This window comes from Enterobacter sp. MGH 37 (assembly GCF_000534515.1).
In the GTDB taxonomy this organism is placed as follows: domain Bacteria; phylum Pseudomonadota; class Gammaproteobacteria; order Enterobacterales; family Enterobacteriaceae; genus Enterobacter; species Enterobacter kobei.
Genome location: NZ_KI973205.1, coordinates 1362272 through 1388465, shown reverse-complemented (window position 1 = coordinate 1388465; position 26194 = coordinate 1362272). Strand labels below are relative to the sequence as shown.

17 protein-coding genes and 1 pseudogene are annotated in these 26194 nt (G+C 56.2%); 9 read left to right on the top strand and 9 right to left on the bottom strand.

Annotation, left to right across the window (positions count from 1 at the left end):
* The first annotated feature begins 29 nt into the window (after positions 1 to 29).
* The 3 genes from L383_RS17090 to L383_RS17100 all read left to right on the top strand — a co-directional run bounded on the left by L383_RS17090 (position 30) and on the right by L383_RS17100 (position 4652).
* The gene (locus tag L383_RS17090; protein ID WP_014883782.1) at positions 30 to 914 is read left to right on the top strand and encodes an SDR family oxidoreductase; all 885 of its coding nucleotides are present in this window, start codon (positions 30 to 32) and stop codon (positions 912 to 914) included.
* A gap of 182 nt (positions 915 to 1096) precedes the next feature.
* Complete coding sequence (locus tag L383_RS17095; protein ID WP_014883781.1) at positions 1097 to 2020, top strand: LysR substrate-binding domain-containing protein; 924 nt, start codon at positions 1097 to 1099, stop codon at positions 2018 to 2020.
* Positions 2021 to 2270: 250 nt separating this feature from the next.
* A complete protein-coding gene (locus L383_RS17100) occupies positions 2271 to 4652 on the top strand; it encodes a glucose/quinate/shikimate family membrane-bound PQQ-dependent dehydrogenase (RefSeq protein ID WP_023330381.1) in 2382 nt (793 codons plus the stop codon).
* Between the two features lie 89 nt (positions 4653 to 4741).
* Here L383_RS17100 and L383_RS17105 read toward each other — a convergent pair whose 3' ends face one another.
* The 3 genes from L383_RS17105 to L383_RS17115 form a co-directional block, all read right to left on the bottom strand.
* Entirely contained in the window at positions 4742 to 6433 is a 1692-nt protein-coding gene (locus L383_RS17105) for a methyl-accepting chemotaxis protein (protein WP_023330380.1), read from the bottom strand.
* 160 nt (positions 6434 to 6593) lie between these two features.
* Positions 6594 to 7712, bottom strand: coding sequence for an S-(hydroxymethyl)glutathione dehydrogenase/class III alcohol dehydrogenase (locus L383_RS17110; protein WP_014883778.1), 1119 nt, complete (start codon positions 7710 to 7712; stop codon positions 6594 to 6596).
* Between the two features lie 30 nt (positions 7713 to 7742).
* Entirely contained in the window at positions 7743 to 8018 is a 276-nt protein-coding gene (locus tag L383_RS17115) for a metal/formaldehyde-sensitive transcriptional repressor (protein WP_003857256.1), read from the bottom strand.
* Between the two features lie 145 nt (positions 8019 to 8163).
* On the opposite strand from L383_RS17115, the gene L383_RS17120 reads away from it, so the two are divergent.
* On the top strand, positions 8164 to 8454 hold the full coding sequence (locus L383_RS17120; protein ID WP_023330379.1) for a hypothetical protein: 291 nt from the start codon (positions 8164 to 8166) through the stop codon (positions 8452 to 8454).
* 88 nt (positions 8455 to 8542) lie between these two features.
* On the opposite strand, the gene gcvA is transcribed toward L383_RS17120, so the two are convergent.
* The gene (gcvA, locus tag L383_RS17125) at positions 8543 to 9442 is read right to left on the bottom strand and encodes a transcriptional regulator GcvA (RefSeq protein WP_032629240.1); all 900 of its coding nucleotides are present in this window, start codon (positions 9440 to 9442) and stop codon (positions 8543 to 8545) included.
* Positions 9443 to 9561: 119 nt separating this feature from the next.
* Here gcvA and L383_RS24860 point away from each other — a divergent pair.
* Positions 9562 to 9888 (top strand): annotated as a pseudogene (locus tag L383_RS24860) (gamma-glutamylcyclotransferase family protein).
* A 120-nt stretch (positions 9889 to 10008) separates the two neighbouring features.
* Positions 10009 to 10875 carry an AraC family transcriptional regulator gene (locus L383_RS17130; protein WP_023330377.1) on the top strand — a complete coding sequence of 289 codons (867 nt, stop codon included), beginning with the start codon at positions 10009 to 10011 and terminating at the stop codon, positions 10873 to 10875.
* On the opposite strand, the gene L383_RS17135 is transcribed toward L383_RS17130, so the two are convergent.
* Positions 10872 to 11828: a LysR family transcriptional regulator gene (locus L383_RS17135; RefSeq protein ID WP_014883775.1), complete on the bottom strand. Its 957-nt coding sequence runs from the start codon at positions 11826 to 11828 to the stop codon at positions 10872 to 10874. The genes L383_RS17130 and L383_RS17135 overlap by 4 nt on opposite strands.
* Positions 11829 to 11917: 89 nt before the next feature.
* On the opposite strand from L383_RS17135, the gene L383_RS17140 reads away from it, so the two are divergent.
* The gene (locus tag L383_RS17140; protein ID WP_014883774.1) at positions 11918 to 12394 is read left to right on the top strand and encodes a GNAT family N-acetyltransferase; all 477 of its coding nucleotides are present in this window, start codon (positions 11918 to 11920) and stop codon (positions 12392 to 12394) included.
* A 135-nt stretch (positions 12395 to 12529) separates the two neighbouring features.
* Entirely contained in the window at positions 12530 to 12802 is a 273-nt protein-coding gene (locus L383_RS17145) for an ElaB/YgaM/YqjD family protein (RefSeq protein WP_014883773.1), read from the top strand.
* 24 nt (positions 12803 to 12826) lie between these two features.
* Here L383_RS17145 and L383_RS17150 read toward each other — a convergent pair whose 3' ends face one another.
* Complete coding sequence (locus L383_RS17150; RefSeq protein WP_023330376.1) at positions 12827 to 14290, bottom strand: EAL domain-containing protein; 1464 nt, start codon at positions 14288 to 14290, stop codon at positions 12827 to 12829.
* Positions 14291 to 14577: 287 nt separating this feature from the next.
* On the opposite strand from L383_RS17150, the gene L383_RS17155 reads away from it, so the two are divergent.
* Positions 14578 to 15462, top strand: a complete 885-nt coding sequence (locus L383_RS17155) for a hypothetical protein (protein ID WP_032629235.1) — start codon at positions 14578 to 14580, stop codon at positions 15460 to 15462.
* A gap of 35 nt (positions 15463 to 15497) precedes the next feature.
* Here L383_RS17155 and L383_RS17160 read toward each other — a convergent pair whose 3' ends face one another.
* The 3 genes from L383_RS17160 to L383_RS17170 form a co-directional block, all read right to left on the bottom strand.
* Positions 15498 to 16673, bottom strand: a complete 1176-nt coding sequence (locus tag L383_RS17160; RefSeq protein WP_023330375.1) for an HlyD family type I secretion periplasmic adaptor subunit — start codon at positions 16671 to 16673, stop codon at positions 15498 to 15500.
* Positions 16670 to 18850 (bottom strand): type I secretion system permease/ATPase, encoded by a 2181-nt coding sequence (locus L383_RS17165; RefSeq protein ID WP_014883769.1) that lies wholly within the window; start codon positions 18848 to 18850, stop codon positions 16670 to 16672. Before L383_RS17165 ends, L383_RS17160 begins: the two co-directional genes overlap by 4 nt.
* A gap of 72 nt (positions 18851 to 18922) precedes the next feature.
* The coding region (locus L383_RS17170; RefSeq protein ID WP_032628955.1) for an Ig-like domain-containing protein at positions 18923 to 26194 on the bottom strand (7272 nt) is incomplete at its 5' end.

The window sequence follows — 26194 nt, the reverse complement described above, 5'->3', positions numbered from 1 at the left end:
ATCTCACCCCTTGGCTTAAGGAGTCAGCTATGAGTGATACTACACAACGTACGAACGCTTACCCGCAACCCCCGTTCCCGGAACAGCCGCAAACGCCGCCGGGACTGGCATCAGAGATGCAACCTGTACCCGATCATGGGGAAAAAAGCTACAAAGGGCATGGCCGCCTTACCGGCAAAAAAGCGCTGATCACCGGGGGTGACTCCGGGATAGGTCGCGCGGTGGCTATCGCCTATGCCCGTGAAGGGGCTGACGTTGCCATCAACTATTTGCCTGAAGAGGAAAAAGACGCCGCAGAGGTGATCGCGCTGATCAAAGCGGAAGGACGCAAAGCCATCGCGCTGCCGGGGGATATCCGGGATGAAACCTTCTGTCAGAATCTGGTCGAGGAAGCCGTCTCGAAGCTGGGTGGCCTGGATATTCTGATCAATAACGCGGGCCGTCAGCAGTACCGGGAGTCTCTGGAAGAGCTCACCACCGAAGACTTTGACGCGACGTTTAAAACCAACGTTTATGCCCCCTTCTGGATCACCAAGGCGGCGCTGCGCCATCTGAAGGCGTCGTCCGTTATCATTAACACCTCCTCGGTTCAGGCAGTGAAGCCCAGCCCCGTGCTGCTGGACTACGCCCAGACGAAAGCCTGTCTGGCCGTATTTACTAAATCCTTAGCCAAACAGCTGGGCCCAAAAGGCATTCGCGTCAACGCGGTGGCGCCTGGACCGTACTGGACGGTACTGCAGTCAAGCGGCGGTCAGCCAATGGAAAAAGTGAAGGAGTTTGGCGGCGATACGCCACTGGGGCGTCCGGGTCAGCCGGTAGAAATTGCTCCGCTGTACGTCACGCTGGCCTCGGATGCGTGTTCCTATACGTCCGGTCAGGTATGGTGTTCTGACGGCGGGGATGGCGTCATCTAATGGGTTACTGATGTAACCCCTCGGCAATGAGCAATAAATGAACAAGGACGTTCGCCTGCAGCCCCTCCCGAAAAACATGTTGTAACTCAAACAGATCAAATGTTAAAAATATTTTGCTATCAGGTTATCAAAATTAAACAACTTAACTTGTCACCCGCATCGCTCTGTTTTTAACATCGCCTATGGAAAAAAATGGTCTGTTCAGTCAGCGCATACGCTTGCGCCATTTGCATACATTTGTGGCCGTCGCTCAACAGGGAACGCTGGGGCGAGCGGCTGAAACCCTTAATCTGAGCCAGCCTGCGCTCTCAAAAACCCTTAACGAGCTGGAACAGCTCACCGGCGCCCGTCTTTTCGATCGCGGTCGGTTGGGCGCACAGCTTACCCTTGTGGGTGAACAATTCCTGACGCACGCCGTTAAGGTGCTGGATGCGCTCAACACCGCAGGCCAGTCCCTGCACAGAAAAGAAGAGCACACCAGTGACGTGGTACGTGTGGGTGCCTTGCCTACCGCGGCGCTGGGCATTTTGCCGCCCGTGATTGGTCAATTCCACAAGCAGCAACGGCATACCACGATTCAGGTTGCCACCATGAATAACACCATGCTGCTCGCGGGGCTCAAATCGGGGGAACTGGATCTGGGTATCGGTCGTATGTCTGACCCTGAACTGATGGGCGGTCTCAATTACGAACTGCTGTTTCTGGAATCCCTGAAGCTGGTGGTGCGTCCCGACCATCCTTTACTGCAGGATACCGTGACGTTAAGCCGCGTCATGGAATGGCCCGTGGTGGTCTGCCCGAAAGGCACCGTCCCGCGCCAGGCCGCCGAAAACTTGCTGCAAATGCAGGGATGTACGCTACCCTCAGGGTGTATCGAAACGCTGTCGGCATCGCTGTCACGCCAGCTCACCCTCGATTATGACTACGTCTGGTTCGTTCCCTCCGGTGCGGTAAAAGATGATTTGCGTCAGGGAACCCTGACCGCTCTGCCGGTGACCGCCCCGGGTGCCGGTGAACCTATCGGCATTTTAACCCGCGTAGACACGCCGCTCTCAACGGGTGCGCAGACGCTGCTGAGCGCCATCCGTAAATCCATGCCGGTGTGAATTCTTCCCTTCACCCTAACCCTCTCCCCAACGGGGCGAGGGATCTGTCCTGTGCGCTAATCAAATAATGCGGAATGATTCATTAACAATTGCGTAAAACAATTTAACAGTTTTATCATAGCCACGAATTCACCAAATGGTTCATAAATCTTTTGATAAAGATGAATTCACCCGTATTAATCATTATTCCCGCCGATTTTATTACCCAACTGGTACACCCGGCATAGCGGCGGGATCTAAGGAGACAGAAATGGCATTTGGCAGCGCGCCACGTGGGATACCGCGTATCCTGCAGTGGCTTCTTGCCGGACTGATGTTGCTCATCGGTCTGGCCGTCGGCGGGCTGGGGTTTAAGCTCGCCACCGTGGGCGGAAGTTGTTACTTCCTGATAATGGGCGTGGTAATGGTGATTGCCGCGATCCTGATTTTCCTCAATCGCACCAGCGGGATTGTCCTTTACAGCATCGCGTTTATTGCCTCGCTGGTCTGGGCGGTAAGCGATGCGGGCTGGGATTTCTGGCCGCTCTTCTCCCGCCTGTTTACCTTCGCCATACTGGCTTTCCTTTGTGCCATCGTCTGGCCTTACCTGCGTGGAGCAAACCACAATTCCCCCAACAAGGCGCCTGCTTTTGGCGTTGCGGCGGTCCTGGCCGTGGCGATGCTGGTTAGCCTTGGCTGGATGTTTAAGCCCCAGACTCTCGTGGCGGCGAATGAACCCGTTCCGGTTAAACCCGTCGCACCCGGTGAGCAGCAAAAGAACTGGGCGCACTGGGGCAACACCACACACGGTGACCGCTTCGCCGCACTGGATCAAATTAACAAGCAAAACGTCAGCGAACTGAAAGTCGCCTGGGTTGCCCATACCGGCGATATTCCACAGAGCAACGGCTCTGGCGCGGAAGACCAGAACACGCCTTTACAGATTGGCGATACGCTGTACGTTTGTACCCCGTACAGTAAAGTGCTGGCGCTGGACGTGGACTCCGGGAAAGAAAAATGGCGCTACGATTCTAAAGCCAGCGCGCCTAACTGGCAGCGCTGCCGCGGTCTGGGCTATTTTGAAGACCACCAGAACGTGACAACGTCACAGGAAACCGCGCAGCCTGCCGCATGCCCTCGCCGTCTGTTCCTGCCGACCACCGATGCCCGCCTGATTGCCATCAATGCGGATAACGGCAAGGTCTGCGAAGATTTTGGCGACCACGGCACCGTGGATCTGAGCATCGGTATGGGTGAGATCAAGCCGGGATATTATCAGCAGACCTCCACGCCGCTGGTCGCCGGGAACGTGGTCGTCGTCGGCGGTCGCGTCGCGGATAACTTCTCCACCGGCGAACCCCCGGGCGTGGTACGTGCGTATGACGTTCACACCGGTAAGCTGGCCTGGGCGTGGGATCCGGGTAACCCGAACCTGACCGGCCTGCCGCCGGAAGGACAGACCTACACCCGCGGTACGCCAAATGTCTGGTCGGCCATGTCTTACGACGCCAAACTGAACCTGATTTATCTGCCAACCGGCAACGCCACCCCGGATTTCTGGGCGGGTGAGCGTACCGCGCTGGACGATAAATACAGCTCTTCTATCGTCGCCGTTGATGCCACCACCGGCCAGGTGCGCTGGCATTTCCAGACCACCCACCACGATCTGTGGGACTTCGACCTGCCTTCCCAGCCGCTGCTGTACGACCTGCCTGACGGCAAAGGCGGCACCACGCCTGTACTGGTGCAGACCAGCAAGCAGGGCATGATCTTTATGCTCAACCGCGAAACCGGTAAGCCTGTCGCGAAGGTAGAAGAGCGTCCGGTACCGGCTGGTAACGTTGAAGGTGAACGCTACTCACCCACCCAGCCGTATTCCGTCGGCATGCCGATGATTGGCAACCAGACGCTGACTGAATCCGACATGTGGGGCGCGACGCCTGTCGACCTGCTGCTGTGCCGTATTCAGTTTAAAGAGATGCGTCATCAGGGCGTCTTCACCCCGCCGGGTCTTGACCGTTCCCTGCAGTTCCCTGGCTCGCTGGGCGGAATGAACTGGGGCAGCGTCTCGGTTGACCCGAACAACAGCCTGATGTTCGTCAACGATATGCGCCTCGGACTGGCAAACTACATGGTGCCGCGCGCTAACGTGGCGAAAGACGCCAGCGGCATTGAGATGGGCATCGTCCCGATGGACGGCACGCCGTTCGGCGCAATGCGTGAACGTTTCCTGTCACCGCTTGGCATTCCGTGCCAGAAACCGCCGTTCGGCACCATGTCCGCGGTCGATCTGAAATCCGGCAAACTGGTGTGGCAGGTGCCTGTCGGTACGGTGGAAGACACCGGCCCTCTGGGCATTCGCATGCACATGCCTATCCCAATCGGGATGCCAACGCTGGGCGCGTCGCTCTCAACCCAGTCCGGCCTGCTGTTCTTCGCCGGTACTCAGGATTTCTACCTGCGTGCGTTTGATACCGCCACCGGAAAAGAGATCTGGAAAGACCGACTGCCGGTTGGCAGCCAGTCCGGCCCGATGACTTACGTCTCACCGAAAACCGGTAAACAGTACATCATCATTAACGCCGGGGGCGCTCGCCAGTCACCGGATCGCGGTGATTACGTTATCGCATACGCGTTACCTGATAAGAAATAAGCTGTGAAAAAGGGACCGAAGGGTCCCTTTTTTTGTAGGTCGATTTTGTAGGTCGGGTAAGCGAAGCGCCACCCGACACTGCTGGCGACTCAGAACGTCTCCCAGTTATCTCCGGAAACCGTCGCCGCCGGGCGCAACGGCGCGTTCTTCGCCACTGGCACAGACGTCACCGCGCGGCCAGGCTTCGCGCCGCTTAAACGAAATGCCCCCACAGCCTCGGTCAGACGTGCGCCCTGTTCTTCCAGGGATGCCGCGGCTGCGGATGCTTCTTCCACCAGCGAGGCGTTCTGCTGGGTCACTTTATCCATCTCCGAAATCGCCTGGCTGACCTGCACAATACCGCGGCTCTGCTCATCCGATGCGGCGGCAATTTCCAGCATGATGTCGGTCACGCGCTTAACCGCGTCGACGATTTCATTCATGGTGTTACCCGCAGCCACCACCTCACCCGACCCCTGATCGATAAGGGAAACCGACTCATTGATCAGGCTTTCGATCTCTTTTGCCGCGTTGGCGCTACGGCTTGCCAGCGTACGCACTTCACTGGCTACCACCGCAAATCCACGCCCCTGTTCACCCGCGCGCGCCGCTTCTACCGCCGCGTTCAGTGCCAGAATATTGGTCTGGAAAGCAATGCTGTTAATCACGGCGGTAATCTCAGAGATCTTCTTCGAACTGCTGGAGATGTTGCCCATCGTTTTGACCACGCCGGAGACCATCTGGCCGCCACGGCTGGCTTTTCCGGAGGCATCTTCCGCCAGCTTGCTGGCATGATGCGCGTTATCAGCGTTCTGTTTCACCGTGGCGGTTAACTGTTCCATGCTCGCGGCGGTCTGCTCAATGGCCGCGGCCTGCTGCTCGGTGCGCGAAGAGAGGTCAGTATTACCGGCAGAAATCTCGCTGGTTCCGCGATAGATCTCCTCCGCGCCCTGACGCACGGTGCCAACCGTTGTTTCGAGGGAGTGCTGCATGGTTTGCAGATCGCGCGTCAGACGGCCAATTTCGCTGCGTCCGGCCACATCGTCCGGCATCGTCAGGTCACCTTTTGCAATATTCTCGATACGTTTCGCAGCACGCTGTAGCGGATAAATGACCGTGCGGCGCAGCACAACGAAGGTCATCGCGGTCAATACCAGCGCCAGCACAAACGCGCCCACCATAAACATCAGCCCCAGCTGCGTGCGGCTGTGCGCCTGCGCCGTTAGCGCATTGGCACGGTCGGTGCGGATCTTAATCGCCTTCAGCAGCACGGCATTGTAAGCGTCATCCAGCGGGCGCGCGGTTTCATTTTCGTGGTTGATGATCGCTTCGAACATGCCGTTTTTGGCAAATTTGACCATCGGCTGCATGCCCGCGATATAGGCGTCGTAGCGCGCTTTCAGGTCAGCATCCAGCGCTTCGTCTTCAGCGGTACGCACGGAGCGATTCATATACGCGTTAAAGCTATCCTGGGACTGCTTGATACGCGTTTCCGCCTCGCTGATGTTCTGCTTCATCGCATCCATCTCTGCGATACGGCTTGCCGCGCCGGCGTGGATCAGATTGATACGCGCGGTGCGCAGATGGTTTGAGCTGTTCGACAGCCCCATACGCACCTGAATCTCTGATGTGACATCCTGCAGATCGTTATCGGCCTGCAGCAGGAAATATCCCGCCAGACCCGAGCTCAAGGCAAACAGCAAAATAATGCCACCGAGAATGGAGGAAAACAGCGGAACCAGCCTGATGTGATGCAAGAAGCCCAGCTTACGCTGCGCCTGCATCGAAGTAGTGTTGTCCATGACCGTCGACTCTCTTATAGGTAAGATGCGTAAAAACACGCCTGTTAAGTAGTCATCGGCACGGCAGGGATTAAGATTACGGCTAAAAACGCCGCACTGGTCACACTTTAGAGAAGATTATTAAAGAAATGCCAGCGGCTAAAAACCGCTGGCAGAAGAGTTACTTGTCGCCGAAATGAATAACGGTACGGATGGATTTTCCGTCGTGCATCAGATCAAACGCTTCGTTGATCTGCTCCAGCGGCAAACGGTGAGTAATGAACGGATCGAGCTGAATCTTACCGACCATAGCATCTTCAACCATCCCCGGAAGCTGGGTACGGCCCTTCACGCCGCCAAACGCGGAACCGCGCCACACGCGTCCGGTGACCAGCTGGAATGGACGGGTTTTAATCTCCTGACCCGCGCCGGCCACACCAATAATGATGCTCTCGCCCCAGCCTTTGTGGCAGCATTCCAGCGCGGAACGCATGACGTTAACGTTGCCGATACACTCAAAGCTGAAGTCCACGCCGCCGTCGGTCATCTCAACAATGACATCCTGAATCGGTTTTTCGTGATCTTTCGGGTTAACGAAATCGGTCGCGCCCATTTCACCCGCCAGTTTGAATTTCTCCGGGTTAGTGTCGACCGCAATAATACGCCCGGCCTTCGCCTGCACCGCGCCCTGAATCACCGCCAGACCAATGCCGCCGAGACCGAACACCGCCACGGTATCCCCCTCTTTGACTTTTGCCGTGTTATGGACCGCGCCAATGCCGGTCGTCACGCCGCAGCCCAGCAGGCAGACTTTATCCAGCGGCGCCTGCGGGTTCACCTTCGCCAGAGAGATCTCCGCGCAAACGGTATACTCGCTGAAGGTGCTGGTGCCCATGTAGTGGTAAATCGGCTCGCCGTTATAAGAGAAACGGGTCGTCCCGTCAGGCATCAGCCCTTTGCCCTGCGTGGCGCGAACAGCCTGGCAGAGGTTGGTCTTGCCGGATTTACAGAACTTACACTCGCCGCATTCCGCCGTGTACAGCGGGATAACGTGATCGCCAGGCTTCAGGCTGGTCACGCCCTCGCCCACCTCCACCACGATCCCGCCGCCTTCGTGTCCCAATACCGCCGGGAAAACACCTTCCGGATCGTCGCCGGACAGCGTGAACGCATCGGTATGGCACACGCCGGTATGGGTAATTTTGATCAGCACTTCGCCTTTTTTCGGTGGTGCGACGTCGATTTCAACGATTTTCAGCGGCTGGCCGGGGCCAAATGCAACAGCAGCGCGAGATTTCATAGGTCTTCCCTTTTTGTCAGGTGTGTGGGTTTATTTTAGATAAGAGCGCAGCAAATGGCCGACTTCTGCCATGCGCACGGCTCGCTGATCCGGCGTTGTCTCTCCCGTCACCAGCTCATCTTTGAGATGAATTTCTACCATTTCGCCCATCAGGCCATTGGCAGCACCGCGCACGGCGGCAATTTGCTGCAGGATAGCCAGACAGGGATCGCCCGACTCCAGTGCGCGTTCAAGGGCATCGACCTGGCCCCGAATGCGACGGACGCGAGTAAGAATACGTTTTTTATCTTCGGGTGAATGCGGCATACGCCCTCCTGATACTATAGGGGGGTATGGTATCAATGAAACCAACTTTCTGTAAACAGTAAGTTTCAAAGGGAAATCACATCTTTTATGAATAACCACCCTAAGAGAGTGGGTAATATCTCTCAACGTGAAATAAGGAGGTTGTATGACGTATTACAATTTTACTGATTGTGAACAACAAAGTCGCTTTAGCAAAAATAAGCACGTTCCCGTTCCACACGCTGCAATGCGCAAATACTACGAGTGGCGGAGAAAGGTCCGGGATTTTGGACATGATCCGAAGACGGCGGCTAATTCTGTCTGTGATGCAAATCCAGAGAAGCTGCACGGGGATACCTATTCGTTCAGGCTGACCCAGGAACATCGCGTTGTTTATACAAAAATCGGCTGCAACATCACCGTACATTCCATCGGTGGACATTACGTAAGGCAATAATATTCAGGCCAGGAATTAATATAAAAAGGCCCTGACTTTAATCAGGGCTATAAAATGCGTATATAGCGGACTATGCTGTGTTCACTTTTCACTCTTTTAGCACGCGTATTTCTTCAAGCAGCCACTGTCTAAGAATTCGTATTTTATATGAATCCTTATTATCTGAACGGAAAACGAGATCGTATCCCCGCTCCGCCTGAAGTATGTATTGCGGAAACGGCACAACAAGCCTTCCCGCAGCGACATCATCGGCAATCAGAATACTGCGACCAAGAGCCACACCTTCACCCCGTATAGCGGCTTCAGTCGCCATGCTGCCGAGGGTCCATACGGGTCCCTGAGGGCATTTGAAATTTTTCTCTCCGGCCATTTCAAACCATGCCTCCCAGTTCGCCAGCATTCTGTATTCATGAAGGAGAACGCAGTTTGAAAGTTCCTTAATGTCTTTCAGACCGTTATGTTCCCTTAAAAAACCCGGGCTACAGACAGGGGTGACGGTTTCATTCAAGATACGCTCAGAAGTCACGTCGCGATAATTGCCCAGGCCGTAACGAATTGCAGCATCTACCTGACCGTCGTTGAGATCCACATTAATGTCAGTGACGTCGAGCTCAATATCAAATTCAGGATATTGCTGCCTGAAACGACTAAGACGCGGGGCCAGCCACTTACTGGCAAAGGATACCGTTGTACTGATACGCAAACTTTTTGCCGGATTTCTTCCGCGCAAACGCTCGGACTCCCTCAATAAATCACTAAGAAGGCGGGTAACCGCAAGGTGGAATTCAGCCCCCTCCTCCGTCAGGATTATCTGTCGTGTAAGTCTTCGAAATAGCTTCATCCCCAGATGCTCTTCGAGCTTCCGGATTTGCCGGCTTATCGCGCCATGCGTAACGTGCATCTCCGCTGCCGCCAGCGTCATGCTGGAGAGCCTGGCAGTGGCTTCAAAAGCCCGGAGAGTTTGCAGTGGTGGGAGACGATCTAACATCATACGTGTGATAATAATTCACACGTAGTGTGAGAACAAATGATTTGTCAGGCCATCGTCCCAAAATCAAAATCGGCAAAAACAACCATTTCATTTTCATAATGATAATCGGAGGGATAGTGGAAAGTTTGTTCGTATAAGGGACGCTTGGCCCTGGTCGGCCTAATGCTCATATTCTTGAGAGTATCGGTGGTACCTGGCAGAAAGGGCACGTTGGCGGTTCTCTGATAAATAAAGGCTGGGGTGCTGAGATGGGGTATCCGGGGATCGTGCTGGATGATTCAGGTAATCGTGTTCAAGGTTTTATTTTTACTTCAGTGAATTTGCCTAATCACTGGGATGTACTCGATGAATTTGAAGGCGCTGAATATGAGCGTGTACCGGTAGACGTGACGACTTCTAGCGGGCAGACAATAAAATCGTGTGTTTATATGCTTAAATCCTGAGCTCACAGGCGGCGCAGATGCCGGGCACGCTGTGACCTTGCACGGAGAGAGGAACATTGCGCAAGATCGGTCAGGATCCTGCCCTAACGCTCGGGCAAAGTAGATCATCAGGAGGATGTCATGAACGATGCAGCCAAATCGGCATACCGTGAGCGCTTATACAGGGTGTGCGACTATATTGCCCACCACCTGGATGAACCGCTCACGCTGGAAAAGCTCAGCGCGATAGCCAGCTCTTCACCTTATCATTTTCATCGTCAGTTTCTGGCGTTCAGTGGTCAGCCGCTGTATCGCTATATCCAGTGGCTACGCCTGCGCCGAGCCTCCTGGCGACTGGCCTTTAATCCGCAGGATAAGGTGATTGATATTGCGCTCGATGCCGGTTTCCAGAACCCCGAATCGTTCAGCCGCGCCTTCAAAACCGCGTTTGGAAAGAGCCCGCGTCAGTTCCGGCAGCAGCCGGACTGGCTAAGCTGGCACCAGCGCGTACCGAAAATGACCTTTCAGGAGCAAAAATCGATGGACGTTAAAATTGTTGATTTCCCCCAAACTCACGTGGCCATGCTGCAACACCGTGACAGCCCGGATCGGGTTAATGACAGCGCGGCGACATTTATCGCCTGGCGTAAGGCCACGGGGCTATCGCCAGTACGCGAAAGCAGCACGTTTGGCATCGCCTGGGACGACCCGGCAACCACACCTGCCGATGCCTTTCGCTTCGATATCTGTGGCAGCGTTACGGAGGCAGTACCAGAAAATGCGTTCGGGGTTGCCAATGGTGAAATCAAAGGCGGACGATACGCTGTCGGGCGTCACACCGGCTCGCTGGATACGATCTCCAACACGGTATGGGCGATGTTCCGCGACTGGCTACCAGACAGCGGCGAAACGCTGCGCGATGCACCGGTATTTTTCCACTACCTCAATTTTGTCCACGAGGTGCCGGAACATGCGCTGCAAACGGATATCTATCTGCCGTTAAATTAAGACGGATGACTTCCCCCGCCATCAGCTGAACGTCTTACCGCCTGCGCCAGTTTATGCAGTTCCTCCTTAAGCCAGCGGGTCGCCCCCCGCTGGCCGCTGCGTTTATGCGAGTAAATTTTCACTTCAAACGCGCGGATTGAAAACGGTAAAGCAAATATCCTGAGATCCGCAGCCGCGACCAGCTTCTCAGCCGCAAACCGCGGGATCGCCATCAGCAGATCGCTTTGTGCAACGATAAACGGGGCGCTGAGCATCGACGGCGTTTTGATCGCTATGTGCCGGGTATAGCCCAACTGTTCAAGCCGCAGATCCAGAACCCCTTGTTTCTCATTCCAGGGCGTGACCACCAGATGTCGGGCCGCGAGATAATCCTCCAGCGTCAGCCGTGTCCGGCTGGCGTTACTGATGACCACATACTCATCTTCGAACCAGCCTATCTCCTCCAGTTCCGGATGACGAATATCCTCCGAGGTACTGAACCCGAGCGCCAGATCCACTTCCCCGGCTAATAGCTCCGTCAGCGCCGGGCTGTGGGGCAAATAACGCAATTCAAAACGCAAACCAGGGGCAGCATGCTGCAAGGAGTGCATCAGGGTCGGAAAAACGCAAAGCGCGGTAAAATCCGTAATCGCAATGTGTAAGCTCTCGGTACTGCTGGGGGCGTCAAACTCCGGCTGCGGGGTCAGCTCATGATTCAGGAATGACAGTGCGGAAGCGATGGAAGGTGCGAGCTGAGAAGCATACACGCTGGGGGACATACGATGCCCTTCCCGGAAAAAGAGCGGATCGTTCAGCGTCGCGCGCAGACGCGAAAGCGCATGGCTCAGTGCCGATGTGCTCATCGCCAGCTCATCGGCTGCCAGACGAACAGAACGATGGCGGTAAATCGCGTCGAAAACGGGCAACAGGTTTAAATCAAGACGTCGTAAAGTCGGATGCATAATATTCATCATTTGTTGATTTCATTGCACTTAATTCTTCGGACAATACTCCGTATGCTTAACGCCATCAATCGCGAAACAGACAAAAAGCAGGAATAACAATGAGCATTATCCTTCGTCAGGCCCGTCCCGAAGATGCCGCGGCCATTTACGCCATGATCTACGAGCTGGCAGTCTATGAAAAAGCGCCGGAAGAAGTGGTTACCACGCCAGAGGAGATCCGTGAAACGCTCTTTGGCGCGGGAAGTAACACCGAAGCGTTGATCGCTGAGTATGAAGGCAACATCATCGGCTATGCCGTGTTCTTCACCAGCTATTCAACCTGGCTCGGACGCAACGGGATCTATATGGAAGACCTGTACGTTTCCCCAGAGTATCGCGGTAAAGGCGCGGGAAGAGCGTTACTGAAACATATCGCGCAACTCGCGGTAAAGCGGCAGTGTGGTCGCCTGGAATGGAGCGTTCTGGACTGGAACCAGCCCGCCATTGATTTTTACCTGAGCATTGGCGCGCTGCCGCAGTCTGAATGGGTGCGCTATCGCCTTGATGGCGACGCGCTGCTGAGTTTTGCCGAATAACAGCGTCTCTCTGTGCGAGTCCTTTCGCACAGAGATATATCCGAAAACAGCCCTGCCAGGTGCCGAAATTAACCTTTCGTCTCTCATATCTGCAAAGAGCGGCTATCCTTTAATTATCAACACAAGGAGGCAAAGATGTCTGATTTCGGTACTGATAAAAACACCCAGTTTGCTGAAGATAAAGCAAAAAATAAGCTCGATGAAATTGCAGGTTCTGCACAGCAGCAGTTTGGTGAATTCGTCGATTCACCAAAGCACCAGGTAAAAGGCGCGGCTAAAAAATATGCCGCGCAGGCCAGCGATGCGGTTTCTGATGTAACAGAAGCGGTCAGAAATAACCCGCTAACCGGCCTTATCGCCGCCGGTGCCGTCGGTATTGTTCTCGGCCTGCTACTGGGTCGTAAATAATCAAGGCCCTTCGGGGCTTTATTTTTAGCTAAACTGTCTTACCATGCGATCTAATTCCTCCTCCTTCACAGCCCGTGAGAGATAATATCCCTGAAAGTTTTTCACGCCCAGTTCGACTAATTTTTCAAATTTCTCTTCACTGTCCACCCCTTCAGCAATGCAGTCCGTTCCGGTCATGTCGCTGTATATCTGAATCGCTTTAATCAGATTATAATCGTTGTCGTTCGCCACAAAATGCTCGACGATGTCACGGTCCAGTTTCAACCCGTCAAAATGCACCTGCCTGACAGGAAACATGGTGTGATGGTTAGAGAAGCAGTCATCCAGAAACAGTCTGCACCCGGTATTACGCAGATGCCGCATGGTTTCAGGGATCTTCTTGTCTTTGGTCACATCGATATCTTCTGCAAATTCAAAGACAAGCTTTTCCGCCCACTGGGGTTTGAGCAACATGCCGATGGCTTTCCGGGCCATCTCCGGCAACGCTTTCCCGGAAGCGAGACGAGGCGTAATATTGACTGAAAAATAGAATTTCCCATTATATTTATTAATCCCGGACACGGCAGCGTGGATCACCAGGGCCGTTATTTTTAACCATATCTCGTGATTTGAAATGTCATTAAGAAAAAAGGCTGGCTTGACTATTTTGCCGTTTTTATTCCAGCGGATCAGTATCTCAAAGCCCACCCCTTTTTTGTCGCGATCGGTAATGATCTGGTAGGCCGGGAAGATCTCCCTTTTCACCAGAGCATTAAAAATATCTGCTTCTTTATCCGTCAATTCTGCTTTAAGACGATTGTTTTTGTGACTTCTTTCCGCTTTGAAGTTATGCGGATCGTTTAACCATCGTTTAATATAATGTAACTTCTGCACACCTTCCTTACGATGGGTATAAACCGTTTTATTTGAAAGCCCCAGCTTTTCGCACAGATCTTTTACGGACATTCCGCGGTAGAAATTCAATAAAACGTCAATTTCTCTTCTTGTTAGCCATTTCAGATTTTCCTGCGGAGAATACCCCAGACAGTGATCGCGTAATAATCGCGAGTGGTCTTTAAACCCCTTATTATGGGTATGGAAGCAGTTGATGACATCAGAAACGCTGGCGATCCGAATCAGTGATAATTGATGGCTGTTATGTAAAAGGCTACCCAGGGTGCGATATAACCAGCTGTCAGGTATATCACTATAAAGGGTCACGCATCGGATAACAGGCAATGCATTCAGTACGGATGCCAGCCGCGTCAGACTTTCCAGCAGAGTGACAATCCCTTTACCCGGAAACACAACAATATTAGCATGTTGATTATTAAGGATATTTTCCCTATCCCGTTGGCAGACATCATCTCCCTCAAAGTGGATATGCGAAGCGTCTATGCCGTACTTTTTCAGGAGCAAAGCATACCCCTGGAAGGTAAAACCGCAGGTTGAGATGACAAACCGCCGATCGTCGCGAGCAACATTTCTGTGAGAAATTTTGTGGGTCATAACCTGCTCCTGGGCACAAAATCGCCATTCTTATTATGAATACGGAATATGTAATACAGCTGGTGTATAGAATAATTTTACAGTACGCCATCAGGTTAAGATACTGTTATCAACGTTCCGCACCGGAACATCTTTGCGTTAATCACTCTCTCTTCTGTCGACAAATGTAAATATATCTTTCTTTTCAAATAACGACGGCAAAACACTGTTTCTCAGGTATAATGAAAATTCCGAAAAAGAAGACTGGATACTTCATCTATCGGTTCATCAAACACGAGAAAAATGCTATGGATAATCACATCTCATCCAGGGCCTTGCTACATCGACGGGATGTTATAAAGAGCAACCCACGATTTGGTGAGGCAATATTAGAGCACTACACAATTAATGACACCATCTATAAAAAACAACCTTTGTTCTACAAGACAATGCTTCAGGAAGCGCGGTTCAACATTATTCTCGCCATGTGTTGTTTTATATTTGGCAATCAGGCCGAGTCAGTATCTGAGATTAAAGAGCTATGCTCCCGCTATAAAATAGCCAGCCCTAATAGTGTGATTGCGATCATTACTCTTCTCAGAACCACGGGGCGCATCAGGACCTGGCGCTGTACGGATGACCGTCGAAAAACACGAATAGCCCCGACCGAAAAAGGATTGAGTGAACTTAAACGCTATATGTCCGGTGCATTTTTGCCCGTCAGCATTCTTTATCCGACGTTTAATATTGATGTAAACCTGCTGGATAATGACACATTGAGAAATAATTTTTTCCGCCGCGCAGCGGAATATCTCTTCCGGGGATTAACCTTCAGGAAAGTGTTACCCGAGGTAGGATTATTTATCGATAAAGATGGCGGACGCATGATTATGCTTTATCTTTATCTGCAGGCCATAAAAAACAAATCTGCTCATGGTGCAGTTATTGATTATTCTGCCAGCACGCTCGCGAAAGAATTCTTTGTTTCGCGGATCCACGTCAACCGGATTATCAAAACAGCGCAAGAGGCAGGATATCTGAAAGATCGCGGTGACGGCCGCCTGTCGGTGTATCCGGCTTTTCTCGAACTGGTCGAAAACTATGCCGGACTCTATTTCGCGTATGTCACCCATTACATTAACGTGGTACCGAAAGAACGACGCCACCCCAACAACGTCACATTAACGGTATAATAAAAATGGCGTTCGGTTCCCCGAACGCCCTGCCCTTATCTCTCCCGCAGCGCTTCTTTCGCTTTGTTGAGCGGCTTCAACAGATAATCAAGAATGGTTTTACTGCCGGTTTTGATATCCACCGTCGCAATCATCCCCGGAAAGACCGGAAATTCCTTACCTTGCTTATTGGTCAGATGGTTACTGTCGGTGCGGATATAAACGCGGTAGTAGTAAACATCCCTTTTCACCTCATCCTGCAAAGTATCCGGTGAAATCATGGTCACTTCCCCTTCCAGCCCACCGTAAATGGAGTAGTCATAGGCCGTCACTTTTACCAGCGCTTTCTGGCCGGGATGGATAAATGCCACGTCGCGCGGGGAGATTTTTGCCTCAACCACCATCTGATCGTCCAGCGGCACCAGGCTCATCAGTTTGCCATTCGGCGGAATAACGCCGCCCACGGTCGTCACGTCAATATCCTTCACGATGCCACGCACCGGCGCATTGAAGGTCAGCCGGGTCAGGGAATCCTCACGTCCTTTCATCACCGAACGCTGAGCTTCAATTTCCGCGTTGGCTTTTGCCAGTTCTTCACGGGCGCGAACGTAATACTGGTTTTTCATCTCGGTGATTTTATTCTCAAGCTCATTTTTTTGACGCTCAAGACGTAACACCTCCACCTTGCTGGCCGCCCCCTGGGTCACCAGCGGACGGGTTAACGACAGTTCTCGTTGCACCAGTTCAGCCCCCTGACGCAGGCCGGCCAGCCCTTTTTCCAGGCTTTCGCGACGGGACTGATAGAGCGCCGTCTCTTGTTTGACCAGCTCAACGTCGTCATCCAGTTCTTCGGGAAAAATCAGCGCCGTGTCGTTGACCTCGGCCTTCAGGCGCGCCGCCGTTGCCAGCGCGGCATTCAGACGGGACTCACTCTCCAGCACGCTGGACTCGGTTTTTGTCCGGTCTAACTGCGCAAGCTGCTGACCGCGTTCGACAATGTCGCCTTCGCGCACCATCAGGCTGTGAATAATGCCCCCTTCCAGGGACTGAATCACCTGCTCATGCGAAGACGGAATCACCTTGCCGCTGCCGGTTGTGACTTCATCAAGCTCGAACAGGCTCGCCCAGGCGATAAATACCGCCAGCAGGGCGAACAGCGCCCATGCCACCAGCGACGACCTCGGCAGGCGTGGCTCTTTCAGACGGCTATTAAAACGGGTTAAATCATTCATGCCACACCCTCCTCAGCAACCGCCGCCGCTTTCATGGTCACGGTGCGCTGCGCGGCTTTTGGCGTCGCCATACCGTGCTGATGCAGGATCGCGTCGCGCGGGCCGTCCATCACCACCTTGCCGTTTTCCAGCACAATGATGCGGTCAACCAGGTCCAGAATTGGCAGGCGGTGGGTGGCCACCACCAGCGTCCGCCGCTTGCCCAGCCACTGGTGAAGATGCTGAATAAACTGCTTCTCGCTCACTTCATCCAGCCAGGCGGTAGGCTCATCCAGCAGCAGAATCGTCGGAGAAGTGATCAGCGCGCGCGCCAGCAGCAGCGCCTGACGCTGCCCGCCGGACAGCCCCGTGCCGCCTTCATTGATAAGGGTGTTCAGCCCCATTTTCTGCTTGCGCACAAACTCCAGCGCGCCGCTGTTCACCAGCGCCTGATGAATTTCTTCGTCAGTCGCCAGTGGGTTACCCATCAGGATATTGTCCCGCACGGAGCCAAAGAACAGCCGCGCCTGCTGGCTGAGCAACTGCATGTCGCGACGCAGATCGGCCGGGTCCAGATGGTTAAGCGCGATATCGTCCAGCAGGATGCTGCCCTGCTGCGGCTCCTGCATGCCCGCCAGAAGTTGCAGCAGCGTGCTTTTGCCGGAGCCATTTCGGCCAAGCACCGCCACGCGCTCCCCGGCACGGATCTGCAGCTTGCTGATGTTAAGCACGCTGAGTTTCTCTTCTTCATCGTAGTAAAACCCGACGTCCTCCAGCACGTAGTCGCCGCGCAGATGGGCTTTATGCACCTTCTTCCCGTGCTGCGGATCGTCAATCGGTCGCTGCATCAGGTCGTCCAGCCCCTTACGGGCCACTTTTGCCGACTGCCAGCGGGAGAGCACGCCTGAGATCTGCGACAGCGGCGCGATGGTGCGCGACGCCAGAATCGAGGTTCCTACCAGCGCACCGGTGGTCATATCCCCGCTGATCACCAGATAACAGCCCACCAGCAGGACTACCGCATAGACGATAGACTGCACTTCCTGGGTCCAGGTCAGCAGCAGGCCCGTCAGCCAGCGCTGCTTCATGCCGACGCTGGCGGCGACATCGTTGGTGTTATTCCACTGGTTCTGAAAACGCTGCTCGGCGCGCATCAGCTTGATGTCCTCAATGCCCTGCACCGCCTCCACCAGCGTGGCGTTACGGATAGCAGATTCGCGCATCCCCTCGCTGGAGAGTTTGCCCAGCGGACGCTGCACCAGCAGGCCCGGAATCAGCAACAGCGGCACGGCGAGAAGCACCACCAGCACCAGCGGGCCGCCAATCATCCACAGAATAAAGACGAACAGCAGGAAGAACGGCAGATCGGAGATCGCCGCAATGGTAGTGGAGGTGATGAGTTCACGCACCGACTCCAGCTCGCGGATCTGCGCAATAAACGAACCGGTTGATTTGGAGCGTGCGCCATTTTTAATCCGCAGCGCGTGGGCAAACACACGCTCTGAAATGCGCAGGTCGGCGCGTTTCCCCACCACGTCAGATATATGCACGCGCAGCATGCGCATGACGAATTCGAAGACAATGGCAATCATGACGCCGCCAAACAGCACCCACAGCGTGGCTTCTGATTGCGACGGTACGACCCTGTCGTACACCTGCATGGAAAAGACCATGCCAGAGAGAGCCAGTACGTTAGCCACCAGCGCCACCAGCATAATGTCGCTGTAGCGTCGCCAGTCTTTCAGCGCCAGCTGCCAGAACCAGTTTTTCTCATACGGTTTAATGTAATCGTCCACGCGGGCATCCGGTGTGGACTCCAGCGGGCGCAGCACCAGCAGGGTTTTTAACCGTGTCCCGAGCGCTTCCAGCGTCAGCGTCGTCTCCAGGCCACCGTCTCCGCTAAACTGCAGGCTGACGTTGCCTTCGTTGTCCATGCGGGTAATCACTGCGATTTGTCCGCCGGTGAATTCCGCCAGCAGCGGTAAACGCCACGGATCGAGAGAGACCGCTTCCGCCGCCACTACACGCATCCCCAGCCCTAGCTGGCGCGCCATCTCCTCCAGCACCAGCTGGCGCGGAGACTGACTTTCATGGTTAATCGTGACCCGAACATGTTCCGCGGAAAAGTCCAGCCGATAGTGCTTCGCGATGATCAGCATGCCCTGCAGCCAGGGTTCGTACTGTGGATGTGTCTTCATAATCTCCGGGTTAACGCTATTCGTGTATAGAAATGCCAAAAGGCCGCGGGGATCGCTCCCCGCGGCAGGGTTTTACGCAATTAACAGTTGATGATTTGCCAGCAGCGTCGCCAGATCCGTCTGCACGCCGTTCAGCGTCACCAGAGTGGTTGGCGAGAACTGGCCGCCGGTACCGTCCAGGTCAACCTGGATCTCGGTATTGCTGCCGTTTTGCACCACGCGGATGTAATCGGTGATATTGCCCGCGCTACTGTCCAGCGTCGCCACGCCGTTCACATAGCTCGCTGAGCCCGTGCCGGTATAGCCGCTGTCTGAGAGCAGATCGCGCAGGTCAATACGGTCCGTGTCCGCCGTCCCTTCCCAGGTGCCGACGGTAAAGCCGTTCACCACATCGTGACCGTTACCGCCCGTGGCATCCGACGCGTTGATCAGCTTGTAGAGCAACGTATCGTGACCGCCGCTGCCGATGTTGAAGGTGTCATTCCCGCCGCGGCCTTCGAACCGGTTATCAGCGCTGTTGCCGGTGATAACATCGTCGAAGTCCGAACCGTTAATGCCTTCAATATTCAACAGCCGTGTGGTACCAAAGCCAGTGTCCTGTGCGGTTGAAAGGCGCAGGTCAACGGTCACGCCGGAGGTCGCATTGCGGTAATCCACCACGTCCATCCCACCGGTGTTGCTCCAGGTGTCGTAGTCGGAATGGGTATTCCAGCCGCCGGAGCCGTTGTAGGTATAGGTGCCATCTTCTGCAATGAAGGTGTCGTTATACCCGGTCCCGGTGATTGTCCCGCTGTGGCCGCCGGTCGCCGCTTCGGCCGTCAGGACGTAGCCCTCTTTGCCGTTGCCCGCATCCAGACCGCTCCAGGTGACGTTATCCGACACACCGTTGGTGATCTTCACAATCTCTGCCGAGTAGGTTTCATTCGGATCCAGACCGTAGAAGCTCACCAGCGCAGAGGTATCGTTCGACCCGATACCGGACTGGGCGTTGATGATCTGCGAGGCCACCAGCACGCCTGCGGCGTTATACAGGTTGACCGTGTTGCCGTAGTAAGCGTTGATACCCTCGCTATCGACAATGTGCAGATGCATCGCGGTGCCGTCCGCAATGGTTTTGCTGTTCTGAACCAGCACCACCTTGCCGTTCTGCTGAGAAACCAGCAGATCCTTCGCGCCGTCCCAGTTGTAGTCCACCGCGGCCACGCCGGTAGCGTAGGCGATACCGGATGCCAGCTGGCTGGAGGTCCAGGTGGAACCGTACCCGTTGTTGGTGAACAGGGTTGCCGTTTGTGACGCGCCGTAGGTGCTGAGCTTGATGATGTCCATCTGCCCGTCGCCGTTCCAGTCCACCGCCACCGACAGATACCCCGCCGACGCGTTAGAGGCTTCCACCGCGCTCTTGGTGGTAGAGAGCTTCCCGGTGCCGTCGTTGTAGTAGATCACCCCGCCGTTGTTGTTGTAGCTGCTGCCCAGGTACAGATCCATGTAGCCATCGCCGTTGAAGTCTGCCCACGTCATGGACGCCGCCGTGGTGGTGTTCGCGGCGTTGACCACAAACACGTTGGTCAGGTTCTGGCCGATAGAGAGCGTGCCGTTGCCGTTGTTGTTGATTACGGTTAACGAGTACGCGCCGCTGCGGTTGGTGTGCTGAACAATATCCACCGTACCGTCGTTGTTCAGGTCAACACCGGAGATTTCACGCATGGTGGTGAATTGTCCCCAGAAACCTGCGCCGCCGTTGGTGCCGTCCGGCGACAGTACCCCGTTGTTGTTGATCAGGTACGTAATGGAGTCTGCACCCGCATCGCCGTAGGCCAAATCCAGATAACCATCACCGGTTTTGTCGTACGCAATCACGCCGCCGTACCAGATGGTAGTGCCCATTCCCAGCTGGCTGGCGTTATAGGTGCTACCATCGTAGGTCCACATCACCTGCGTGGATCCCGCGTAGGTGTTCTCCGTGGCGAAAATGTCCTGCGTGCCGTTACGGTCAAAGTCAGCGGCGGTCTGGCTCACCACGTAGTAATTACGGGTGTTGGTCAGCGTATTTCCGGCATAGGTCGAGCTATCGCTGCTGGAGTAAGACTGGCCGTTCGCAATGATATTCCACAGACCGCTGCTGTTCATGCCAAGGGTCATGGTGGAGTTGTTGCTGTTCCCCGCCGTGGTTGCCCAGTCGGTATTCACCGTGGTGGTGTCAATCACCAGGCTGCCGGTGGTCGTCCCGGTGGTATTGCCGTTACCCGCGCTGCTCTTCACCTGCGCCGTCACGCTGTAGCTCGCGACGTTCAGCGCATCGCTGTCCGGGATCTGCAGATACCAGGTGTTGTGATCCGGATCGACCACCACCGCACCGCCCGTCTGGGAGGTGTAGGTTTTCCCGTTCACCGTCACCACCAGATACTCACCGTTCACCAGATCGGCAGAGACGGTCCCGCTGACGATCGGCGTGGTATCCGACGTGGTCTGCGCGGTAATCGCCGCCGTGGTGGTCGGTATGCTGGTATCCACGCTCAGCACAAAGCCGTCCGATTCCGTATAGTTACCGGCCTTGTCGGTGACACGCACAATGTAGGTGTGATTGCCATCGCTCAGGCCGTTATCCTGGAAGGACCAGCTTGCGCTGCCGTTCATGGTCACCTGGCCGAGCAAGACGCCATCGCGGTAAAGCTGGACGATCTCGCCGTCGTCCGGGGCGCGGTTGAGCGTCCCGTTGATCACCGGTGAGTTATCGTCAGTGGCGACCGAGCTGCCAAAGGTGCCCGTACGTTCCCCTTCAACGTCGGTATAGCTCACGACCGTTCCCACCGTGTCTGGCGGCGTGGTATCCACCGTCACCACCTGCGACGCGGTAGAGCCCACGTTGCCCGCCTGGTCGATGATCCGCACCTGGTAGGTGTAATCGCCGTCCGCCAGATCGCGGGTATCGGTGTAGCTCCAGCGCTGGTTGGTGACCGTGGCGTCAGACCAGGTATTCCCGCCGTCAAGGCTTATCTGCACGCGCTCGTCGTTTGCCAGCGCGTTGCCCAGCGAGCCGTTAATGGTCAGCGTGGTGTCCATCGTGATGAAATCACTCCCGGACTGACCGGTATCTTCACTGATGCTGTCGATGGTGATGCCATACTGCGGCGCCTGAGTATCCACCGTCACCGCCTGCGAGGTGGTTGCCCCGACGTTACCCGCCTGGTCAATCACCCGCACCTGGTAGTTATGGCTACCGTCGGTCAGGGTACGCGTATCGCTGTAGCTCCACTGGGTCCCGCTCACGGTGGCATACACCCAGGTGGTGCCGCCATCCATGCTCACCTGAACGAACTCACCCGCCCCCAGCTCTGCGCCAAGCGTGCCGTGCAGCGTGTACGAGGTCGAACTGGTCAGGAAGTCATTGTTGTCAAACCCGGTGTCGACGGTAATGTTATCCACGGTCACCGTAATCGCCGCATCCGGGGCGACCGTATCAACGGTCACCTGCTGATGAGCGCTGGCCCCCACGTTGCCCGCCGCATCCACCACGCGAACGTAGTAGTCATAGGTCTGGTTCCCGAGCGTGCGGCTGTCGACGTAGTACCAGCTGTTGCCGGTCACAATCACGTTCTGCCAGGTGACGCCGCCGTCGATGCTGATCTGGGCGTACTCGCCGTCAGCCAGCGTCGCGCCGAGCGAGCCGTGCAGCGTCAGGGACGTATCGTTGGTGATAAAGTCGCTGCTGCTCAGGCCGGTATCGTCGCTGATGCGGTCGATGGCGATGGTTTTGCTGGCGTCCGGCGCGACGGTATCAATGGTCACCACCTGGCTGGTGGTGGCGCTGATATTCCCAGCGTCGTCAATCACGCGCAGCTGGTAGTTGTAATCTCCGTCGGCCAGCGTACGGCCATCGACATACGTCCAGCTCAGCCCGCTGACGCTGACGTCGGTCCAGGTCAGACCGCCGTCGAGGCTGATCTGCGCGTGGTCACCGCTGCCCAGCGCCGCGCCGAGCGTCCCTTTCAGGCTGATCTGGTTGTCGCTGGTGATGAAGTCACTGTCGGACAGGCCGGTATCCTGGGAAACGGAATCCACGGTAATGGTCGTTGCCGCCGGTTTCGTCAGATCAATGACCACGTCCTGGCTGTCCGTTGACCCCACGTTGCCCGCGTTATCAATCACCCGCACCTGATACTGATAGGTCCCGTCGGTCAGGGTGCGGCCGTCCGTATAACGCCATGTGGTGCCGGTCACGGTCAGGTCAATCCAGGTTGCCCCACCGTCGAGGCTGATCTGCGCCTTCTCGTTATTGCCGAGCTGCGCGGTCAGCGAGCCGTTGACCACGACCTGAGCGTCGTTGGTGATGAAATCACTCGCGCTCAGGCCAGTGTCGTTTTGCAGAGAATCAATGCTGATGCCCATCGACGGCGCGGTGAGATCCACGGTGACGCTGTGGTTATCGCTGCCGCTGTTGCCGATGGTGTTGCTGACCTGCGCGTTAATGACGTACGAACCGCCGTCCGCCAGCGCGGTCACGTCTGCGCTTCCGACCGTATAGCGCCAGGTACCGTCATTCTGAACGGTCGCCGTGTAGGTTTTACCGTTCAGCGTGATGGTCACCGTCTGGCCCGCAGGCGCGTCGGTGGTGCCGCTGATGACCAGCGGCGTGCCGTGTTCGGCGGCGCTGACAATGTCATCTTCCGCAAAGGTGTTGATGGTGATAGTTGGGACATCACCGTTCAGCGTTACGTCGTGCGTTGCGCTGCCAGGGTTACCTGCTTTATCACTCACCGTGGCGGTAATCGCGTACTGCCCGTCACTCAGGCCGAGGAAGTCACGGCCCGGCACGAAGACCGACCACGATCCGTCTGCCCCGACGGTGGCCTGATAGCTGTGCCCGTTGAAGGAGACGGTCACCGTCTGGCCCTGTTCCGCCGTGGTGGTACCGCTGATGGTCTGGCCCGCCAGCTGCTCGGCATTGTTAACGATGTCGTCATCGGCCACGGTGCTGATGGTCACGGTCGGCGCGACGGTATCCACCGTTAAGGTGTGCGTCGTCTGACCGCTGTTCCCGGCTTTGTCGTTGACCGAGGCGGTCACCGTCAGCGCCCCCTGGCTCAGCGCGGCCAGATCCGCCGCGGGTACGTCCAGCGTCCAGGTGCCGTCGTTGGCCACGGTAGCGGTATAGGTTTTGCCGCCCAGCGTCACGGTAACGGTCTGGCCGGCCTCGGCGCTGGAGGCACCGTGAACCGTCAGCGGCTGCTGCGCTTCTGCCGCGTTCAGCACATCGTCACCCGACAACGTCGCAATGCTTACCACCGGCGCGGTGGTATCTACGCTGATGTCGTGCGTTGCCGAGGCGCTGTTACCCGCGCTGTCCTGCGCCGAAACAGACACCTGATAGCGCGCGCCATCGGCCAGTGCGCCTACGTCGGCGGCCGGGACGGTAGTCGTCCAGGTGCCGTCGCTCTGAATCGTGGCGGTGTAGGTCTTGCCGTTCAGGGTCACGGTCACCTGCGTACCGCTGGCAAACTGGGCGCTGGAGCCATTAATCACCAGCGCGTTACCCGCTTCTGCCGCGTTGATAACGTCATCGCCGCTGAGGGTATTTACCGTCAACGCCACGGAGGCGGTGTTGACCACCACGTCGTGCGTCTGGGTGCTGCTGTTGCCCGCGCTGTCGGTAATGGTTGCGCTCAGCGTCACTGTGCCGTCGCTCAGCGCGGAAATCACGCTGGCCGGCACGCCCACGCTCCAGTTGCCGCTGGCGTCAACGGTGGTGGTGTACTGGTTCGAACCCAGCGTAATGACCACTTTATCCCCGACGTTCGCGCCGGTTGCCGTGCCGCTGACGATCTGCGCCTGTCCGTGTTCCACGCTGTTGATCACGTCATCGCCCGCCACAACGTTAACGCTGACGGTCGGTGGCGTGGTATCAAGCGTAATCGCTTTACCCGCGCTGCCCGGGTTACCCGCCGCGTCGCTCACGCTGACCTGCACGGTATAGCCGTTATCCGCCAGTGCGGAGAGATCGGTGCCCGGCACGTTGACGCTCCAGATACCGCCCTGCTGCACCTGCGCGGTGTAGCTCTTACCGCCCAACGTCACGGTAACCGTCTGCCCGGCTTCCGCGGTGGTGGTACCGGAGATAGCCACGCCTGCGGACGCTTCGCTGGCGTTGATCACGTTATCGCCCGCGACCGTATCAATGGTGACGGCTGGCGCGGTGGCATCCACACTGTACTCGCGGCCCGCAGAGGCGCTGTTGCCGTTCACGTTAGTCACGCTCACCTGCACGCTGGCATCGCCGTCTTTGAGGCCCGCCAGATCTGCGGAAGGCACGGTAGCCGTCCAGTTGCCGTCGGCATCCACTTTCGCGGTGTACGTCTTCCCGGCGAAGGTGATGGTAACGGTCTGGTTTTCCTCAACGTTCGACGTGCTGCCTGAAAGCACCAGATCCGCGCCTTTCTCCGCCGCGTTAATCACGTCGTCGGTAGCAATCGCATCAATGCTGATGGCGACCGCGGCCAGATCCACGTTCACATCGTGGCTGATGGAGACCGGGTTACCCGCGGTGCTTTGGCCTGCCACGGTAACGGTGACCGTGCCTGCTGCCAGCGCACCCACGTCTGCCGCCGGGATTGCCGCGCTCCAGGTACCGTCTGCCAGCACGGAGGCGGCATACGTTTTGCCGTTGACGGTCACGGTAAGCGTGGTTCCCACCGCCAGCCCGTCGCTGGAACCGGTGACGATCAGGTTCTGACCGTGTTCGATGCTGTTGATCACGTCGTCACCCGCGACGGTATCAACGCGCAGGCCCGGCAGACTGGCGTCTATAGCGATTTCGCGCTCGCCCGCCCCGGTATTGCCGTGGCCGTTGGTCACGGTCGCTGACACCGTCAAATCGCCGTTGCCCAGCGCCGTCAGAACAGACTCCGGCACGCTCACGGACCAGGTCAGATCGTTCTGCACCGTCGCGGTGTAGCTGTTACCGCCAAGGGTCACGGTGACGATATTACCCGCCTCCGCGTTCGTCACGCTGCCGCTGATGGTCTGGCCTGAAGCCACTTCCGCCGCGTTAATGACGTTATCGCCCGCCACGGTGTTGATGGTGACGGTCGGCTGCGCGGTATCCACCAGCAGGTTCGCGGTGTTGCTGACGCTGTTGCCCACGCCGTTGGTCGCCGTCGCGCTCAGGGTGTAATTGGCCTGACCGAGACCCGCCAGATCTGCCGCCGGAACCGTCAGGCTCCAGCTGCCGTCCGCCGCCGTGGTGGCGGTGTACTGCTTGCCGTTCAGGGTCACGGTGACCACGGTGCCTTCTGCCAGGTTGGCGCTGGTGCCGCTGACGCTCAGGTCCTGGCCTTTCTCCACCGCGTT

Bases quoted from the DNA above. Each gene is read 5' to 3' on its own strand.
- L383_RS17115 (WP_003857256.1), bottom strand. From the start codon at position 8,018: ATGCCGCATTCACCCGAAGATAAAAAACGTATTCTTACTCGCGTCCGT.
- L383_RS17130 (WP_023330377.1), top strand. From the start codon at position 10,009: ATGAACGATGCAGCCAAATCGGCATACCGTGAGCGCTTATACAGGGTG.
- L383_RS17105 (WP_023330380.1), bottom strand. From the start codon at position 6,433: ATGGACAACACTACTTCGATGCAGGCGCAGCGTAAGCTGGGCTTCTTG.
- L383_RS17120 (WP_023330379.1), top strand. From the start codon at position 8,164: ATGACGTATTACAATTTTACTGATTGTGAACAACAAAGTCGCTTTAGC.
- L383_RS17135 (WP_014883775.1), bottom strand. From the start codon at position 11,828: ATGATGAATATTATGCATCCGACTTTACGACGTCTTGATTTAAACCTG.
- L383_RS17140 (WP_014883774.1), top strand. From the start codon at position 11,918: ATGAGCATTATCCTTCGTCAGGCCCGTCCCGAAGATGCCGCGGCCATT.
- L383_RS17160 (WP_023330375.1), bottom strand. From the start codon at position 16,673: ATGAATGATTTAACCCGTTTTAATAGCCGTCTGAAAGAGCCACGCCTG.
- L383_RS17165 (WP_014883769.1), bottom strand. From the start codon at position 18,850: ATGAAGACACATCCACAGTACGAACCCTGGCTGCAGGGCATGCTGATC.
- L383_RS17090 (WP_014883782.1), top strand. From the start codon at position 30: ATGAGTGATACTACACAACGTACGAACGCTTACCCGCAACCCCCGTTC.
- L383_RS17100 (WP_023330381.1), top strand. From the start codon at position 2,271: ATGGCATTTGGCAGCGCGCCACGTGGGATACCGCGTATCCTGCAGTGG.
- L383_RS17155 (WP_032629235.1), top strand. From the start codon at position 14,578: ATGGATAATCACATCTCATCCAGGGCCTTGCTACATCGACGGGATGTT.
- L383_RS17095 (WP_014883781.1), top strand. From the start codon at position 1,097: ATGGAAAAAAATGGTCTGTTCAGTCAGCGCATACGCTTGCGCCATTTG.
- L383_RS17110 (WP_014883778.1), bottom strand. From the start codon at position 7,712: ATGAAATCTCGCGCTGCTGTTGCATTTGGCCCCGGCCAGCCGCTGAAA.
- L383_RS17145 (WP_014883773.1), top strand. From the start codon at position 12,530: ATGTCTGATTTCGGTACTGATAAAAACACCCAGTTTGCTGAAGATAAA.
- gcvA (WP_032629240.1), bottom strand. From the start codon at position 9,442: ATGTTAGATCGTCTCCCACCACTGCAAACTCTCCGGGCTTTTGAAGCC.
- L383_RS17150 (WP_023330376.1), bottom strand. From the start codon at position 14,290: ATGACCCACAAAATTTCTCACAGAAATGTTGCTCGCGACGATCGGCGG.